The sequence below is a fragment of the Streptomyces sp. NPDC005017 genome (assembly GCF_042873115.1).
Classification (GTDB): Bacteria; Actinomycetota; Actinomycetes; order Streptomycetales; family Streptomycetaceae; genus Streptomyces.
Genome location: NZ_JBIALD010000001.1, coordinates 345,581 through 359,888, shown reverse-complemented (window position 1 = coordinate 359,888; position 14,308 = coordinate 345,581). Strand labels below are relative to the sequence as shown.

At 73.0% G+C, this 14,308-nt stretch carries 13 protein-coding genes and 1 tRNA gene; 2 read left to right on the top strand and 12 right to left on the bottom strand.

From position 1 onward, the window contains the following. Positions 1-210 precede the first annotated feature (210 nt). The 7 genes from ACFYR0_RS01535 to ACFYR0_RS01505 form a co-directional block, all read right to left on the bottom strand. A complete protein-coding gene (locus tag ACFYR0_RS01535) occupies positions 211-876 on the bottom strand; it encodes a hypothetical protein (RefSeq protein WP_389320472.1) in 666 nt (221 codons plus the stop codon). Continuing rightward, positions 873-1,334: an acyl-CoA thioesterase gene (locus ACFYR0_RS01530; protein WP_389320469.1), complete on the bottom strand. Its 462-nt coding sequence runs from the start codon at positions 1,332-1,334 to the stop codon at positions 873-875. The genes ACFYR0_RS01535 and ACFYR0_RS01530 overlap by 4 nt, the downstream gene beginning before the upstream one ends. Before the next feature lie 4 nt (positions 1,335-1,338). After that, on the bottom strand, positions 1,339-3,003 hold the full coding sequence (ettA, locus tag ACFYR0_RS01525) for an energy-dependent translational throttle protein EttA (protein ID WP_389320466.1): 1,665 nt from the start codon (positions 3,001-3,003) through the stop codon (positions 1,339-1,341). A gap of 483 nt (positions 3,004-3,486) precedes the next feature. Beyond that, the gene (locus ACFYR0_RS01520; RefSeq protein ID WP_389320463.1) at positions 3,487-4,908 is read right to left on the bottom strand and encodes a Cys-Gln thioester bond-forming surface protein; all 1,422 of its coding nucleotides are present in this window, start codon (positions 4,906-4,908) and stop codon (positions 3,487-3,489) included. Positions 4,909-5,254: 346 nt separating this feature from the next. Then, positions 5,255-5,782: a single-stranded DNA-binding protein gene (locus ACFYR0_RS01515; protein ID WP_389320460.1), complete on the bottom strand. Its 528-nt coding sequence runs from the start codon at positions 5,780-5,782 to the stop codon at positions 5,255-5,257. Positions 5,783-6,060: 278 nt separating this feature from the next. Next, a complete protein-coding gene (locus tag ACFYR0_RS01510) occupies positions 6,061-8,136 on the bottom strand; it encodes a GTPase (protein ID WP_389320457.1) in 2,076 nt (691 codons plus the stop codon). A gap of 3 nt (positions 8,137-8,139) precedes the next feature. After that, positions 8,140-9,747, bottom strand: coding sequence for a dynamin family protein (locus ACFYR0_RS01505; protein ID WP_389320453.1), 1,608 nt, complete (start codon positions 9,745-9,747; stop codon positions 8,140-8,142). Positions 9,748-10,065: 318 nt separating this feature from the next. Between ACFYR0_RS01505 and ACFYR0_RS01500 the strand changes: the two genes are divergently transcribed. Beyond that, positions 10,066-10,138, top strand: a tRNA-Arg gene (locus ACFYR0_RS01500). Positions 10,139-10,202: 64 nt separating this feature from the next. Here the strand turns inward: ACFYR0_RS01500 and ACFYR0_RS01495 are convergent. Next, the gene (locus tag ACFYR0_RS01495; protein WP_389320450.1) at positions 10,203-10,817 is read right to left on the bottom strand and encodes a DUF2087 domain-containing protein; all 615 of its coding nucleotides are present in this window, start codon (positions 10,815-10,817) and stop codon (positions 10,203-10,205) included. 301 nt (positions 10,818-11,118) lie between these two features. Between ACFYR0_RS01495 and ACFYR0_RS01490 the strand changes: the two genes are divergently transcribed. Next, positions 11,119-11,397, top strand: coding sequence for a chaplin (locus tag ACFYR0_RS01490; protein ID WP_389320447.1), 279 nt, complete (start codon positions 11,119-11,121; stop codon positions 11,395-11,397). Between the two features lie 85 nt (positions 11,398-11,482). On the opposite strand, the gene ACFYR0_RS01485 is transcribed toward ACFYR0_RS01490, so the two are convergent. The 4 genes from ACFYR0_RS01485 to ACFYR0_RS01470 all read right to left on the bottom strand — a co-directional run bounded on the left by ACFYR0_RS01485 (position 11,483) and on the right by ACFYR0_RS01470 (position 14,109). Further along, positions 11,483-12,349, bottom strand: coding sequence for a tyrosinase family protein (locus ACFYR0_RS01485; RefSeq protein WP_386385425.1), 867 nt, complete (start codon positions 12,347-12,349; stop codon positions 11,483-11,485). After that, on the bottom strand, positions 12,333-12,815 hold the full coding sequence (locus ACFYR0_RS01480) for a tyrosinase family oxidase copper chaperone (RefSeq protein ID WP_389320444.1): 483 nt from the start codon (positions 12,813-12,815) through the stop codon (positions 12,333-12,335). The genes ACFYR0_RS01485 and ACFYR0_RS01480 overlap by 17 nt, the downstream gene beginning before the upstream one ends. A gap of 178 nt (positions 12,816-12,993) precedes the next feature. After that, on the bottom strand, positions 12,994-13,602 hold the full coding sequence (locus ACFYR0_RS01475; protein WP_389320441.1) for a vitamin K epoxide reductase family protein: 609 nt from the start codon (positions 13,600-13,602) through the stop codon (positions 12,994-12,996). A 6-nt stretch (positions 13,603-13,608) separates the two neighbouring features. Beyond that, positions 13,609-14,109, bottom strand: coding sequence for a DUF5949 family protein (locus ACFYR0_RS01470; protein WP_389320438.1), 501 nt, complete (start codon positions 14,107-14,109; stop codon positions 13,609-13,611). Between the last annotated feature and the right edge of the window lie 199 nt (positions 14,110-14,308).

Genomic DNA, 14,308 nt, shown 5'->3' with positions numbered 1-14,308 from the left:
CGGCTGCCCGGCCAGGCCCGAAGGGTGCCCGGGACGACCGATCTGAACATCGCCCACCAGGCCCGCCCGCACGACCAGCAGACCGGACCTCGCCCCGCTCACCGCCGACGCCGTGCCGGTCCCGGCCGAACTGCGCACCGACCCGGTCGCACCCACCGAGCCAGCCCCCTGGAACCCCGGAAACCGGACCCCGGAACCCCCGCAGGCGCACTACCGCACGCTCACACCCAACGCCCCGAGCCCACCCCTCCGCAGAGCCACCGACCCGTACGGCGTACGCAACCGAAGCCACCCCCCGGAGGAGAACAGCACGGGATCCCCACCCCGCAGAAACCCAAGCGCCTGCGCGGCATGCACCACCCGCACAGGCACTCCCGTGTCACCCACGGTCCGCGACCAGATCTCCCGCCCGATCCGGTCGAGTTCCCCCCGCGTACGCCCCTCCGCGCCCAACTCCTCGCTCCGGGAACGGAACTCGGCGACCCCCGCCGCCACCAGACCCCGCAACGCGTCGGCCCCAGGCAGCCCGCTCACCGGCTCCCACCCGCCCCGGGGCGGCAGCACCCCGGCCCAGGCGGGCCCGGTCACCGCCCCCGGCACGGTCACCGTGGCGGCCGACTCGTCGACCCCCTCCAGGAGTTCACCCACGGAGACGGTCACGTCGAGCGTGACGTCGAGCCCGTTCTCGTACGGCTTGGCCAGCCGCACCGCGCGGATCGCCAGCACCTCGAAGGACGGCGGCCGCCCGAAGACGGCCAGCGCCGTGCCCGCGGCCTGAAGTCGCACCGCGGCGGCACGGTCGTAGTGCAGCAGCCGCGAGAGGAAGGCCGCGAGATCCGCCGCCTCCCCCTCGTCGGCGAGGTGGAGCACCGTCATGCGGCGACGGCCTCCTCCTTGTCACCGGAACCGGACCCGGAGCCGACGGAGACGGCGTCCGCCGAGACGCCGTCGTCCATGTACTCCTCGAGGAACTCCCGCTCCTCCGCGGTGATCCGGCGCGGCCGCTGGGCCTCGAAGTCGAACGGCACGATGACCGTCGAGGCCCGCACGTACACCTGGTCGTCGTCCTTCACCTCGTAGGTGAGGGTGAAGGACGCCGCCCGTATCTGCGTGACCCACAGCTCGATGTCCACGGGACTGTGCCGGTGGACGAGCTGCCGTTTGTAGTCGATCTCGTGGCGCGCCACCACGGACCCCTGCTGGAAGTCCTTCTCCGGACGGAACAGGAAGTCGATCCGGGCTTCCTCCAGATAGCGAAGGAACACCACGTTGTTGACGTGGCCGTACGCGTCCATGTCCGCCCAGCGCAGCGGGCAGCGGTAGTGGTGGCGCAAGAGGTCAGCCCCGGGTCAGCTTCTTGTAGGTGGCACGGTGCGGACGCGCCGCGTCCGGGCCGAGCCGCTCGATCTTGTTCTTCTCGTACGACTCGAAGTTGCCCTCGAACCAGAACCACTTGGACTCGCCCTCGTAGGCGAGGATGTGCGTGGCGACCCGGTCGAGGAACCAGCGGTCGTGGGAGACGACCACGGCGCAGCCGGGGAACTCCAGCAGCGCGTTCTCCAGGCTGCTGAGGGTCTCGACGTCGAGGTCGTTGGTCGGCTCGTCGAGGAGCAGCAGGTTGCCGCCCTGCTTGAGGGTGAGTGCCAGGTTGAGGCGGTTGCGCTCACCGCCGGAGAGCACGCCGGCCGGCTTCTGCTGGTCCGGGCCCTTGAAGCCGAACGCGGAGACGTACGCCCGCGAGGGCATCTCGACCTGGCCGACGTTGATGTAGTCCAGCTCGTCGGAGACGACGGCCCACAGCGTCTTCTTCGGGTCGATGTTCTCGCGGCTCTGGTCGACGTACGAGATCTTGACGGTCTCGCCGACCTTGATCGCGCCGGAGTCCGGGGTCTCGAGGCCCTGGATCATCTTGAAGAGCGTGGTCTTGCCGGCGCCGTTCGGGCCGATGACGCCGACGATGCCGTTGCGCGGGAGCGTGAAGCTGAGGTCGTCGATGAGGACCTTCTCGCCGAAGGACTTCGAGAGGTTGCTGACCTCGACGACGATGGAGCCCAGGCGCGGGCCCGGCGGGATCTGGATCTCCTCGAAGTCCAGCTTCCGCATCTTGTCGGCCTCGGCGGCCATCTCCTCGTAACGCGCCAGACGGGCCTTGGACTTGGCCTGCCGCCCCTTGGCGTTGGAGCGCACCCACTCCAGCTCTTCCTTGAGGCGCTTCTGCCGCTTGGCGTCCTTCTGGCCCTCGACCTTGAGGCGGGTGGCCTTGGTGTCGAGGTAGGTGGAGTAGTTGCCCTCGTAGGGGTGGGCGCGGCCGCGGTCCAGCTCGAGGATCCACTCGGCGACGTTGTCGAGGAAGTACCGGTCGTGGGTGACGGCGACGACGGTGCCGGGGTACTTCGCGAGGTGCTGCTCCAGCCACTGCACGGACTCGGCGTCCAGGTGGTTGGTGGGCTCGTCGAGGAGCAGCAGGTCGGGGGCCTCGAGCAGCAGCTTGCACAGCGCGACGCGGCGGCGCTCACCACCGGAGAGGTTGGTGACGGGCCAGTCGCCGGGCGGGCAGCCCAGGGCGTCCATGGCCTGCTCCAGCTGTGTGTCCAGGTCCCACGCGTTCGCGTGGTCGAGGTCCTCCTGGAGCTTGCCCATCTCGTCGAGCAGCGCGTCCGAGTAGTCGGTCGCCATCAGCTCGGCGACCTCGTTGAAGCGCTTGAGCTTGGTCATGACCTCGGCGGCGCCGTCCTGCACGTTCTCCAGAACGGTCTTGGACTCGTCGAGCGGCGGCTCCTGGAGCAGCATGCCGACGCTGTAGCCGGGCGACAGGAACGCGTCACCGTTGGAGGGGTGCTCGAGCCCCGCCATGATCTTCAGAACGGTGGACTTACCGGCACCGTTCGGTCCGACCACACCGATCTTCGCGCCGGGCAGGAAGCTCAGCGTTACGTCGTCAAGGATGACCTTGTCGCCGTGTGCCTTGCGCGTCTTGCGCATGGTGTAGATGTACTCAGCCAAGAGAAACCGTCCGGCAGCTTGAAATCTGGCAGTGGGCAGATACACCCCATCTTGCCGGACGGCTACCCCTCGGGGGAAATACGTATGGTTGGGAGCCCCTGACCTGCCGGTTTGCTGGTTGTCGCTGTCGGGTCGACCGCCACTGCCGGTCGTCGCCGGATGACCTCGGGGGGCCTCGGACGGCCCACAGACGGCCCAGGGTCGATCACCACGGACCGACTGGTTGACCGACTTCGGGCACTTCCTCCCCACCGCAACCTGACCGCTGAAGCGCATGGATCAAGGTCCACATGCCTCGACTCACGCCAGGTTGATGTCAGCCGTGGATGTCAGAACCTTCCGACCCGTAGCCCTAGCCAGTTGGCCGGCGGCCACCCTCAGGCGGAAATACGTAACCCTGTGACCCCATGACCTGCGCTTTCCCTCAGGACGCCGGGCCGTCGCGGGCCGTTCTCGCCCCCGGCGGCCGGCCCGGGGCCAGGGTCAGGCGTCCGGGTCCGGCTGGCGGTCGCGGAGGAGGACGAGGACCGCGCCGCCGATGAGGACGAGGGCGATGGCCGCGCCGCCGATGAGGGGGGTGACGTCGGTGCTGCCGGTGCTGGCGAGGTTGACGTCGGCGGGGGTGCCGCCGACCGTGGCCGGGCTCGGCTCGGTCATCAGCTGGGTGCGTTCGTCGGCGCTGGTGTCGCCCTGGGTGCGGCAGTCGAGGACGCCGCTGAAGCGCTTGGCGTGGCCGTCCGGGCCGGTGATCGTGAAGTCGTAGGCCTGGTCCTCCTGGAGCGGGACGGTCACCGTGCGTGTGGTCCCGGCCGGGATGGTGTGCTCGATGCCCATCAGCTCGAAGGTGAACGGCTCGTCGCCGGTGTTGGCGGCGGTGAGGTCGACCCCGCCCTCGGCGCAGTTCTCACGGGCCGACAGGGCGGGTATCGCCCCGCTGTCCGCCCAGGTCGCGCTCGCCGTGGCCGAGACGGTCGACTCGCTGGACCCGGCCAGGATCTGCGTCTGGCTGCGGCTTTCGGCGGCGAAGACACGGCCGACCGGCACGGTGGTGGAGGCCTGCACGGTCAGCTCGGCCGAGCCGGGCGCCGTGTCCTCGGGCACCTCGAAGAACAGCTGGCTTCCGTTGCGCGCGGTGGTGACGGGCTCGCCGTCCTTGCCGACGATCCGCACCCCGCCGGCCACCGAGTCCGCGGGCGGCGTCAGCGTCACGCTCCGTGCGTTGGTGTGCACGGTCACCGGGCCGAGCAGCCCCCCGGGCCGCCCGGACACCGCGGGCGGGTCCAGCGTCAGCGAGGCGTTCGGCTCCGCCAGGGAACGGGCGCTCTTCTCCAGATGGTCGGCCAGCCGCTCCGCCTGCGGGTCGAGGGCCACCACGTCGGCGCCGTCGGACCAGCGCCAGATCGCCACCTGGGTGCCGGCCGCCGCGTCCTGCTCGGTCAGGCCCCCGCCGATGCCCGCCTGCCGGGCCAGCTCCGCGAGGTCGTTCACCTGCGGATAGGAGTTCTGGAGAATCCAGCGGATCTTGCCCGCGTTCCTGTTGGCCCCCAGCGAGGTCCCGCTCCAGGACGCCTCGCGGTACTTCGCCTCCCGCTGCGTCGGGTGGTAGAGGTCCACGCAGTACGTGCGCAGCGTGCCGCCGCCCTCGACGGACATCTCGAACAGGCCCGCCGGGACCTCCTGGTCCCCGGCCTCGCCGTGGATGACCGCCGTGCCGTAGGTCTCCATGCCGCCCATGGTGGCGACGGCCCCGCCCTGTCCTCGCTGCGGCGCCTCGTCGGCGGCGGCCGGCTGCGCGGCGGCCAGCACACCGGCGGCGACGAGCCCGGACACCAGCGTCGCGGCGGCCAGGCGCACCGCGCCCCGCCCGCGCACGGACACCGCGACGGGCGCGGTGAGCGAAGACATCACGCGATTCCCCTTCTCGCGGGGCCAGTTGGGCCGGCGGTCGCACCGGCCCCGGGTCCCACCAGCAGCATCAGCAGCCCCGAGAGCTGCTCTCGGCATCCTAGGTAGGCCGCGCGCCCCCTCCGCCCCGTCATATCGTCGGACCGGTGATCCGACTCGCAATCGTTATCGCCGGAACCGGCCCACGAGCAGGGCTTATCGACAAATCCACCAGTTCGTTCACCGCGCGCCGACCGTGCGTTCGGCGTCACGTCCGGTGTCACGTCCGGTGTCACGTCCGGCGTGGCGCACGGCGTTCCGGCCGGTGGGTCGGGGTTCGGACCGGGTCCGTCCCAGGCGGCTGACGTCATGTCACCGCTGCCGGTTCGCGTGTCCGTTGGGCCGAGCGGGAGGCGTCCCCGGCCTCCGGCCCGACTGCCCCGTCCGGACCGTCCGGCCCCTGCGCGGAATCCGCCACCGGTGTCTCCCAGTTGGGCTCGGGCCGCCCCGCCGCGCCTTCCTCCCCCGCCTCCGCCTTCGCGCCGCCCCGCCGGAAGGCCGACGTCCCCCACCCCAGATCGTGGCCGATCGCCACCGCGTCGATGTCGGCCGAGGTCCAGTTCTGCCCCTCGCGCACGTCCTGGCGCACCTTCAGCCGGCCCTGCACCAGCACCGGATCGCCCACGTTCAGCGACGCCGCCGCGTTGGTGGCCAGCTGGCGCCTGGCCCACACCGTGAAGAAGTTGGTGTGCCCGTCGGTCCACACGCTCTTCTCGCGGTCCCAGTACCGCGCGGTCACGGCCAGCCGGAACCGCGCCGACGGCCCCGTCGCCGGCTCCCGGTACACCGGCTGGGTGGCCACCCGGCCGACCGCGCAGATCATCGTCTCGTTCATCGCGAACCCCTCCCGCGCCCGGTCGTCTCCCACCGGGCGGACTCCCGTACGGGCCGCTCCCGTACGGCTGCGATGCCAGACTGCCCGCCCGGCACGAGGCCCGCCACGCCCTGTGGACCCTCCCCCGGCCTGTGGAAAACCCCGCCACCCGCCCGGGTGACCCACGCCCCCGCAGACCCTCAAGCCCTCAGCCAACGGCCCACGCCCACGGCCCACGCAGACTCCCAAGCCCTCAGGACCTCGCCCCACACCCCAGCGGCCTCTCAGGCATCAAGCCCTCACCCCACCCCCACAACCCTCCCGTACTGCTCCCGCACCTCCCGGTACCGCAGCAGCTCCGCCGCCACGGGATCCAGCACCCGTGCCCGCCCGCACCCCGCGGCCGCCTCCCGCAGTCTGCGCTCGGCCTCCTGCCCGTAGCGCCGGGCGGGCCCCCTCGCGGCCATCCGGCAGCCCCACTCGACCAGCGGTCCGCCGACGATCCCGAGGACCATCAGCAGCACCGGCACACCCAGGTTCGGCGACATGACCCCGACGATCTGCGCGACCAGCCACAGCCCGCCGACCACCTGAAGGATCGTCATCGCCGCCTGGGACAGCACGGCCACCGGCCACCAGCCCGGCCGCGGCGGCCTCCCGGACGGCAGCCCCGCACGGGCCGCCAGCTCGTCCAGCGCCTCGGGCAGCCCGTGGGCGCCGCGCGCCGCCGCCTCCCGGACCGCCTGCGCCCAGGGCGCGGGCATCCCGACGGCCGCCCGCTCGGCGACGATCCGCACGGCCTGCTCCACCCGCTGCCGCGCGGTCGCCTCCTCGTCCGCCGGGGAACGCTGCGCCAGCCGCCCGGTCACCGGGTCGTACCGGTCCTGGTACCACCGCCACAGCCGCAGCCACGGCGTCCCGCAGGCCCGGTTGGCGTTGCGCAGCCAGGCCCGTTCGGCGGCCTCGCCGGCCGCGGTCGCGCCCACGGCGTCCGCGAGCCGGGCGGCGAACTCGTCGCGCGCCTCCTCGCTCAGCCCCGTCCGCAGCCCGGTCGCGTACACGGGCCGCAGTCCCGCCGCGGCGCAGTCCAGATCGGCGGCGATCCGCCGCGCCGGGGCAGCCCGCTCGGCCAGGAACTGACCGAGGGCCTCGCGCAGTTCCCCGACCCCGTCCCCGGTGAGCGCGGACAGCGCGAGCACGTGCGCGCCGGGTTCGCCGTACTCGCCGAGCGCGATCCCGTCCTCGTCGAGCAGTCTGCGCAGATCGTCGAGGACCTGTTCGGCGGCCTCCCCGGGCAGCCGGTCGACCTGGTTGAGGACGACGAACATCACCTCCGCGTGCCCGGCCATCGGCCGCAGATAGCGCTCGTGCAGCACGGCGTCGGCGTACTTCTCCGGGTCCACGACCCAGATCACCGCGTCGACCAGCGCGAGCACCCGTTCCGCGTGTTCGCGGTGCTGCACGGCGGCGGAGTCGAGGTCGGGCAGGTCGACCAGGACCAGCCCGCGCAGCTGCTCCTCCGCCTCCGGGCTCTGCACCGGCCGCCGGCGCAGCCGGCCCGGGATGCCGATCCGGTCGATGAGGGCCGCCGCCCCGTCGCTCCAGGTGCAGGCGATCGGCAGGGCCGTGGTGGGCCGTCGTACGCCGGTCTCCGAGATCGCCACCCCGGCGAGCGCGTTGAACAGCTGCGACTTGCCGCTGCCGGTGGCGCCCGCGACGGCGACGACCGTGTGCTGCCCGGAGAGCCTGCGCCGCGCTGCCGCCTCGTCGAGCACGCGGCCGGCCTCGGCGAGCGTGCGGCTGTCCAGCCGGGTGCGGGAGAGCCCCACCAGTTCGCGCAGCGCGTCGAGACGGGACCGCAGTGCGCCGTCGTACGCCAGTGGGGCCGAGGTCAGCGGCGCGGACACCCGGCTCTCCGCCGCGGCGGCCGCCGGCTGCTCGTCCTCGTTGACGCGCCGCGCGATCAGCCCGTCGTCCCAGCCGCCCGCGCCCTCCTCGGGCCGCGCCTCACCACCGTCGGCACGCCGTGGGTCGTCCGTACGCCGGGCGGGGCCGGCTCCCGCGGTCTCCTCTCCGGGCACGCGCGCGTGGGCGCCGTCCGCCGCCTTTCGAGGCGCCTCGCCGGGCGCCTGTGCGGTCTCCGCGGCGGCCGGCTCGCGCGGGGCCTCCCCCGCGGTGTCCCGGCCGTGCCCGCCCCGGTCCCCGTCGGCGGACTCGCCGGGGCCGCCGGTGGGAGCGTCGTGCTCCGCGGGACCCGTCCGGTCCGAGCGGTCCGTCCGGTCCGAGCGGTCCGAGCGGTCCGAGCGGTCCGAGCGATCCGAGCGATCCGAGCGATCCGAGTGGTCCGTGTGGTCCTGGTCAGCGACGGCGGTCACCGGTCACCTCTCCTTCTGAAGTACGGACAGCGCGGCGATGAGCTCGGCCTGCGGCTCGGGATGCACGTCGAGGCCGTCGAGAGGGGCGAGGCGCCGCTCGCGCTCGGTGTGCAGGACGCGGTCGACGTGCTCGGCGAGCAGCCGTCCGCCCCGGTCGCGCAGCCGCAGCGCCCCGTGCGCCCCGAGCCGCTCGGCGAGCCGCTCGCCCGCGGAGCGCGCCCGGCGTCCGCCGAGCAGCGCGGTGGCGACCAGCGCGGCGATCGCCTCGGGGTCGGGGGCCTGGCTCCGCTCGACGCCCCGGATCTCCTCCTCGGCGAACTCCTCCAGCTCGCGCCGCCACCGCCGTACGGCCATCCCGATGCGGTGCTCGGCGCTCTCCGCCTGCAGCTCGCGGGCGGCGAGCAGCTCCGGGGCGCCCGAGGCGGGCTCGCGGCGCCAGGCGTCGTCGGAACGCTCGTCGGCGGCGGTGACGGCGCACAGCAGCAGGGCGCCGAGGCTGTCCACGAGCGCGTCGAGCAGTTCGGCGGGGGTGCAGTCGAGGGGGAAGGCCCGCCAGCGTTTGAGGGCGCCTCCGGCGAGCACGGCTCCGGCCTGGAGCCGGCTGCGCACGCGCGTGTGCTCGCTGTCGTAGGCGGAGTCGACGGCGGCGGTGAGCCGCAGGGCGGCGGCGTACTGCGCGGCGGCGGCACCGGCCAGCTCGGGCATCCGGGTCTTGAGCGAGTCGAGGACGCCGTACGCCGTGCGGGCCATGGCGTACTGGCGGGCGCCCGGGTCCTGGGCCTGGTGCACCAGCCAGGCGCGCAGCTGGGCCACCGCGCTGGCGGGCAGCAATCCGCCGCCCCAGGCGGACTCGGGGAGTTCGGGCACGGTGAACCGGGGCACCTCGCCGAGGCCGGCCTTGGTGAGCAGGGCGCCGTACTGCCGGGACACCTCGGAGACGACCTGGTGGGGAACCCGGTCGAGGACGGTCACCAGGGTCGCCTTGTACTCCTTGGCGGTGCGCAGCAGGTGCCAGGGCACGGCGTCGGCGTAGCGGGCGGCGGTGGTGACCATGATCCAGATGTCGGCGGCGCAGATCAGTTCGGCGGCCAGGACCCGGTTGTCGGCGACGAGGGAGTCGATGTCGGGGGCGTCGAGGAGGGCGAGGCCGCGCGGGAGGGAGTCGGCGGTCTCGATGCGCAGCACGCGCGCGGGATGCTCGCCGGGCAGCAGCAGGTCCTCGGGCTCCTGGTGGGGCACCCAGACGCGGGTGAGGTCGGGCAGCACCCGCATGCCGCTGAACCAGTGATGGTCCTCCGGGTGGCACACCAGCACCGGTGTCCGGGTCGTCGGCCGCAGTACGCCCGCCTCGCTGACCCGCCGTCCCACGAGGGAGTTGACCAGGGTGGACTTGCCCGCCCCGGTGGATCCGCCGACGACGGCGAGCAGGGGTGCTTCAGGGTCTCTGAGCCTGGGCACCAGATAGTCGTCCAGTTGCGCGAGCAGTTCGTCGCGGTTGGCACGCGCGCGTGGGGCCCCCGCCAGGGGCAGCGGAAAGCGTGCGGCGGCGACACGGTCGCGCAGGGCGGAGAGTGCGTCGAGCAGCTGAGGCCGTACGTCCAAGGTCACCACATGCGAAGAATGCCCAATTTCAGGGGAATTCTGAAGCATATAGGCATCTCTGCGTGCCGACGGGACAGAAGGGGCGGAAGGGGCGTCCGGGACACCCGTCGAGTCCAGGCATAACGAGTGCACAACACCCGTGGTCCGAGACGTCAAAAGCGATGCACGATTCGTCACTGCCTGCGATTATCAGGACCGCTTCACCGAACCTCCACATCGAGCCACGGAGGCGAGGCGGCAGGGACACGGATCGGGGAGCCCTATCCTTGTCCCCGGCGACGTCGGGGTTCAGTCCGCACCCGGGCACCACGACCGAGGCCACACCCGGCCCCCGTAGCTCAGTGGATAGAGCAGGCGCCTTCTAAGCGCTTGGCCGCAGGTTCGAGTCCTGCCGGGGGCGCAAGTTCCCTTCGACCAGCGAAGACGCCGGTCTTCTCGCCTGTACGGGGCGAGGCACAACGTTGTCAGGCCAAGCGCCTGTACACACCCTCGCTGCGGCTCAGCTGCCGCAGATCGACCAGATATCGCCGCAGGGTCACATGGTCGACGTCGCCGTCCTCGCACCAGGCGCGCAGCTTCTCGTCGACCACGCGCTCCGGATAGGCGATGCCCGGCACGAAGCTCTGCTCGGCGATGTGCCGCAGGACGAGCTCCCGGCGGTTCCAGCGGGCCGGGAGCCGTACCAGCCGGCCCTCGCGGACGAAGGTGCGCAGGACCATGTCGGTGCGCGTGTCCCCCGTGCCGGGGCCGTCGGCGGGCCTGGGCCGTCCCGCGCGGGCCAGGTCGCGGAAGACGTCGTACGCGACGCCCAGCTCCCCGTCGGGTCCGCTGGTCACCGCGCCGTGCTCCCGCAGCCGCGCCAGGGCCGTGGCCGCACCCCTGGCGGTCAGCCCGGCCCGCTCGGCCACCTCCGCGGGGCTCGCCGCCCCGAGGGCCACCGCCGCGAAGGCCCGTACCCGGCTCTCCTCGGCGAACAGCCCGATCAGCCGCTCGGGGGAACGCTCCCCGGGCAGGCCGGTGCCGGGTCCTGGGCCCGCTGTCTCGTCCTCGTCCTGCGCCGTCCGCGTGCTCGTCGTCATCCCGCGAGGCTAGTGCAGGCCGCCGCCAGGCCGGAGGTGAATTACCGGGACCACGTGGGGGCGTGGCGCACGCCCCCACGCCCGCTCCCGCGTCCGCCCGAAGCCTCCCCGAAGGGGGCGTCCCTCGCCGTCCGGCCCGCGCGGAGCCCCGCGCGTCCGCTCGCGCGGAACGGTCCGCGCTGTTCGGAAAGAGTGATCCGGCCGTCTCCACCGTGACCCGCCCCCACCCCCCGCGTTGAAGGGGAAGTGCGGCGGCGAGACCTGCCGTCGCCCTCTTCAGTCGAGCAAGAAGGAGAACGTGATGTCTCGCATCGCGAAGGCGGCCGTGGTGGCCCTCGGCACGGGTGCCATGGCCATCGGCGGGGCCGGCCTGGCCCTGGCGGACGCCGGCGCCGCCGGCGAGGCCGTCGGGTCGCCCGGCGTGCTCTCGGGCAACCTCGTCCAGGTCCCCGTCCACGTGCCGCTCAACGTGTGCGGCAACACGATCGACGTGGTCGGTCTGCTGAACCCCGCGTTCGGCAACACCTGCGCCAACGTGGACGGCCACGAGGCCGAGGACGACTACGGCTACGGCGGCTGACGGTTCGTCCACGACCGCTCACGAGAGCCCCGGCACTCCGTGCGCCGGGGCTCTCGCCTGTTCCCGCGGAGGACGTCACCGCCGCTCAGGCGTAGCGGTAGATCCGGCTGACGTCCTCCAGCCGGTCCGGTGTCACGTCCCACGGCGGCAGCTTCTCCAGCCGCGCCACGACCCGGCCCCGCTGCGGATCGCCCGAGCCCGGCGGACGGGCGGGCAGATAGCGGTGCACGCTGTGCCGCCGCTGCCAGCGCTGCCACAGCAGGTCGATGAAGGCGTGGTGCAGCCAGAAGACCGGGTCGTTCACCGAGGCCCCGCCGACCATCACCCCGCCGACCCAGCGGTGCACCCGGTTGTGGTTGCGCCAGGCCGCGCTGCCCGAGCCGGTCCCCCAGCCCTCCAGTTTGTTGCGGAAGCCCCGGGCGGACGTGGAGTTCCATGGCGCCACGTCGTACACCGGGTCCTTCACCGCCCACTCCACGTCGCTCGCCGTCGGCAGCGCGATCGGGGCGCGGGCCCGGCCCAGGTCCCGGGTGAGGAACTCGGCGTCCGTCACCCCCTCCTTGAGTGTCCAGGCCCCCGTCCGGTACGCGAACGGCCCCGTGGTCACCTGCCGGTCCCAGCTGCGCCCGTTGCCGCCGAGCAGGTCCGACGTCCACGGCACGGAGTTCGCGGCGCGGTTGCGCGTCCAGTCCCAGTACGGCAGCGTCACGGACGGGTCGACGCGCCGCAGCGCCTTCTCCAGGTCCAGCAGGAACTGCCGGTGCCAGGGCAGGAAGGACGGGGCCATGTGGGCGGTGCGCAGACCGCCCTCCCCGTCGGCGACGTAGTACTCGATGTGCATCCGTACGAACTCGTCGTACTCGCCGCGCCGTTTGAGCTCCAGCATCGCCTTGACGAACCGGCGCCGCTCGGCGCTCGTCAGGGTGCTGACGTCCTTACGGACGTACGCCATGGCCGTGTCCCCCCTGCTGTGTGCCGTGCTGGTGGTGGCGGGTCGTCTCCCGCAGTTTCTGGGCCGGGCCGAGTTCCTCGACGGCGGCACGGGCCGCCTCCAGCGGGGTGGCGTAGGAGGCGTAGTGGTCGACCATGGTCAGCCAGGTGCCGTCGGCGCGCCGCATCAGCTGGAGCGGCCGGCCGTCGACGGTGACGTGCCACTCGCCGTCGCCGAAGGTGCGGCCCGGCAGCGTCTTGATCCCGCGGATGTGGTGGCCGAGGTAGACCTCGTCGAACGCCTCCTCGCCCGGGCGGCCGTCGGCCGGCTCCGCGCGCACCGGCCGGGAGGCGGCGACCACCGGCGCGAGCGCCAGCGCGCCCGCCGACGCGGCCAGCCCGCGCAGCATGTCGCGCCGGGTTCCGCTCGCCCGTCTCGCGGGACCCTGCTCCGCCCCGACCGCCACTCCGCCGACACCAACGACCATCGCGCTCTCCTCGTCCGGTTCGGTGTGCCGTGTGCACCCCGCACCGGTAACCGCCGTCCGGCCCGCGCGGTCACCTTCCGTAGGTCCATAGGAGGAACGGCGCACGTGCGGGGCCCGGACGGTGTCTCCCGTCCGGGCCCCGCACGCCGACCGTTCGTACGCCGCGTTCGCGGGGACGTCAGCTCGTCCAGAAATCCCACCAGCGCGTCAGCACGAGCATGCCGATCACTCCCAGGTGCAGCACCGGCGGCACCCAGGCGAACTCGTCGAGGAACGTACGGGCCCAGGCCGGCGCGGGCAGGAAGCCCTGGCGGACGGTGTGCGCGAGGACGTACCAGAACAGGACGGTCGTGGCGATCCACGCCAGACAGCACCACAGGCACAGCGCGTTGATCCGGTACAGCGACTCGAACTGGAGCCAGGAGACGAAGCCGATGCCGAACAGGCAGCCGGCCAGGAAGGTCAGCCAGTACCAGCGCGGGAAGACCGCCCCGGCCAGCAGGCCGACACCGACGCAGATCACGATGCCGTAGGCGACCAGGCCCAGCATCGGGTTGGGGAACCCGAACGCCTCGGCCTGGTCACTCTCCATGACGCTGCCGCAGGACACGACCGGGTTCAGGCTGCACCCCGGCGTGAAGTCGGGGTCCTCCAGGAGCTTGAACTTGTCGATGGTGATGACCCAGGCGGCCAGCAGTCCGGCCGCGCCGGTGATCACCAGCAGCAGGGCGAAGCCGCGGCCGGAGCCCGCCGTGTGCCGCACCCGCTGTCCCGCGGCGGCGGTCACCCCGGCTCAGACGCGCAGGCTGCGCGCGGGCAGGACGACGTGCGCGGCGGCGGTGAGGGTCTCCTCCGCGCCCGCGAACGCGGCCAGCGCCTCGGGCTCGACCGGACGGCCGGGCGCGGCCTCGGGCCAGGGGCGCGTGGTGAACACCAGGTAGGCGTAGCCGCGTTCGCCGACGGCGGCGAGCCACTCGGGCGGGGCGGGGCACTGGGCGTTGAGCGGCGGCAGGGTGAGCACGGCCTGGCCGGCCTCGACCAGCAGGCTGGCGGGCACGTTGGACGTGACGTTGCCGTCGACGAGGTCTCCGCCGACGGGCAGTCCCTTGTCGGCGAGCAGTCGGGCCACGGCCTCGCTGGTCGCCTCGGGGCCGCCGGGGCCGTCGCCGAGGCAGTAGGCGAGCAGGTAGGGCATGTCGCCGCCGTCGGGGGCCTCGCCGCTCCACGCCATGACGACGAGGGTGCCGAGATCGGCGGGGTGGAAGGGGCGGGTTGCGCTGGGGGTTGAGGTCACCGCGCGACCATACCGACGGGGCGGAACACCGCCGGGCGGGTTCTCACCCGACCGGGGGACCCCGCGGGCGGGCTCCACACGATCGGGGGACGGCCTCTCGAACAGCGCGGGGACGGAGATGGAGAGAGCCGACACCGTGCGTCGCGCCCCACGCACCCGGAAAGGCGTGGGACACGGCACGGTGTCGGCTCTCCGCGCT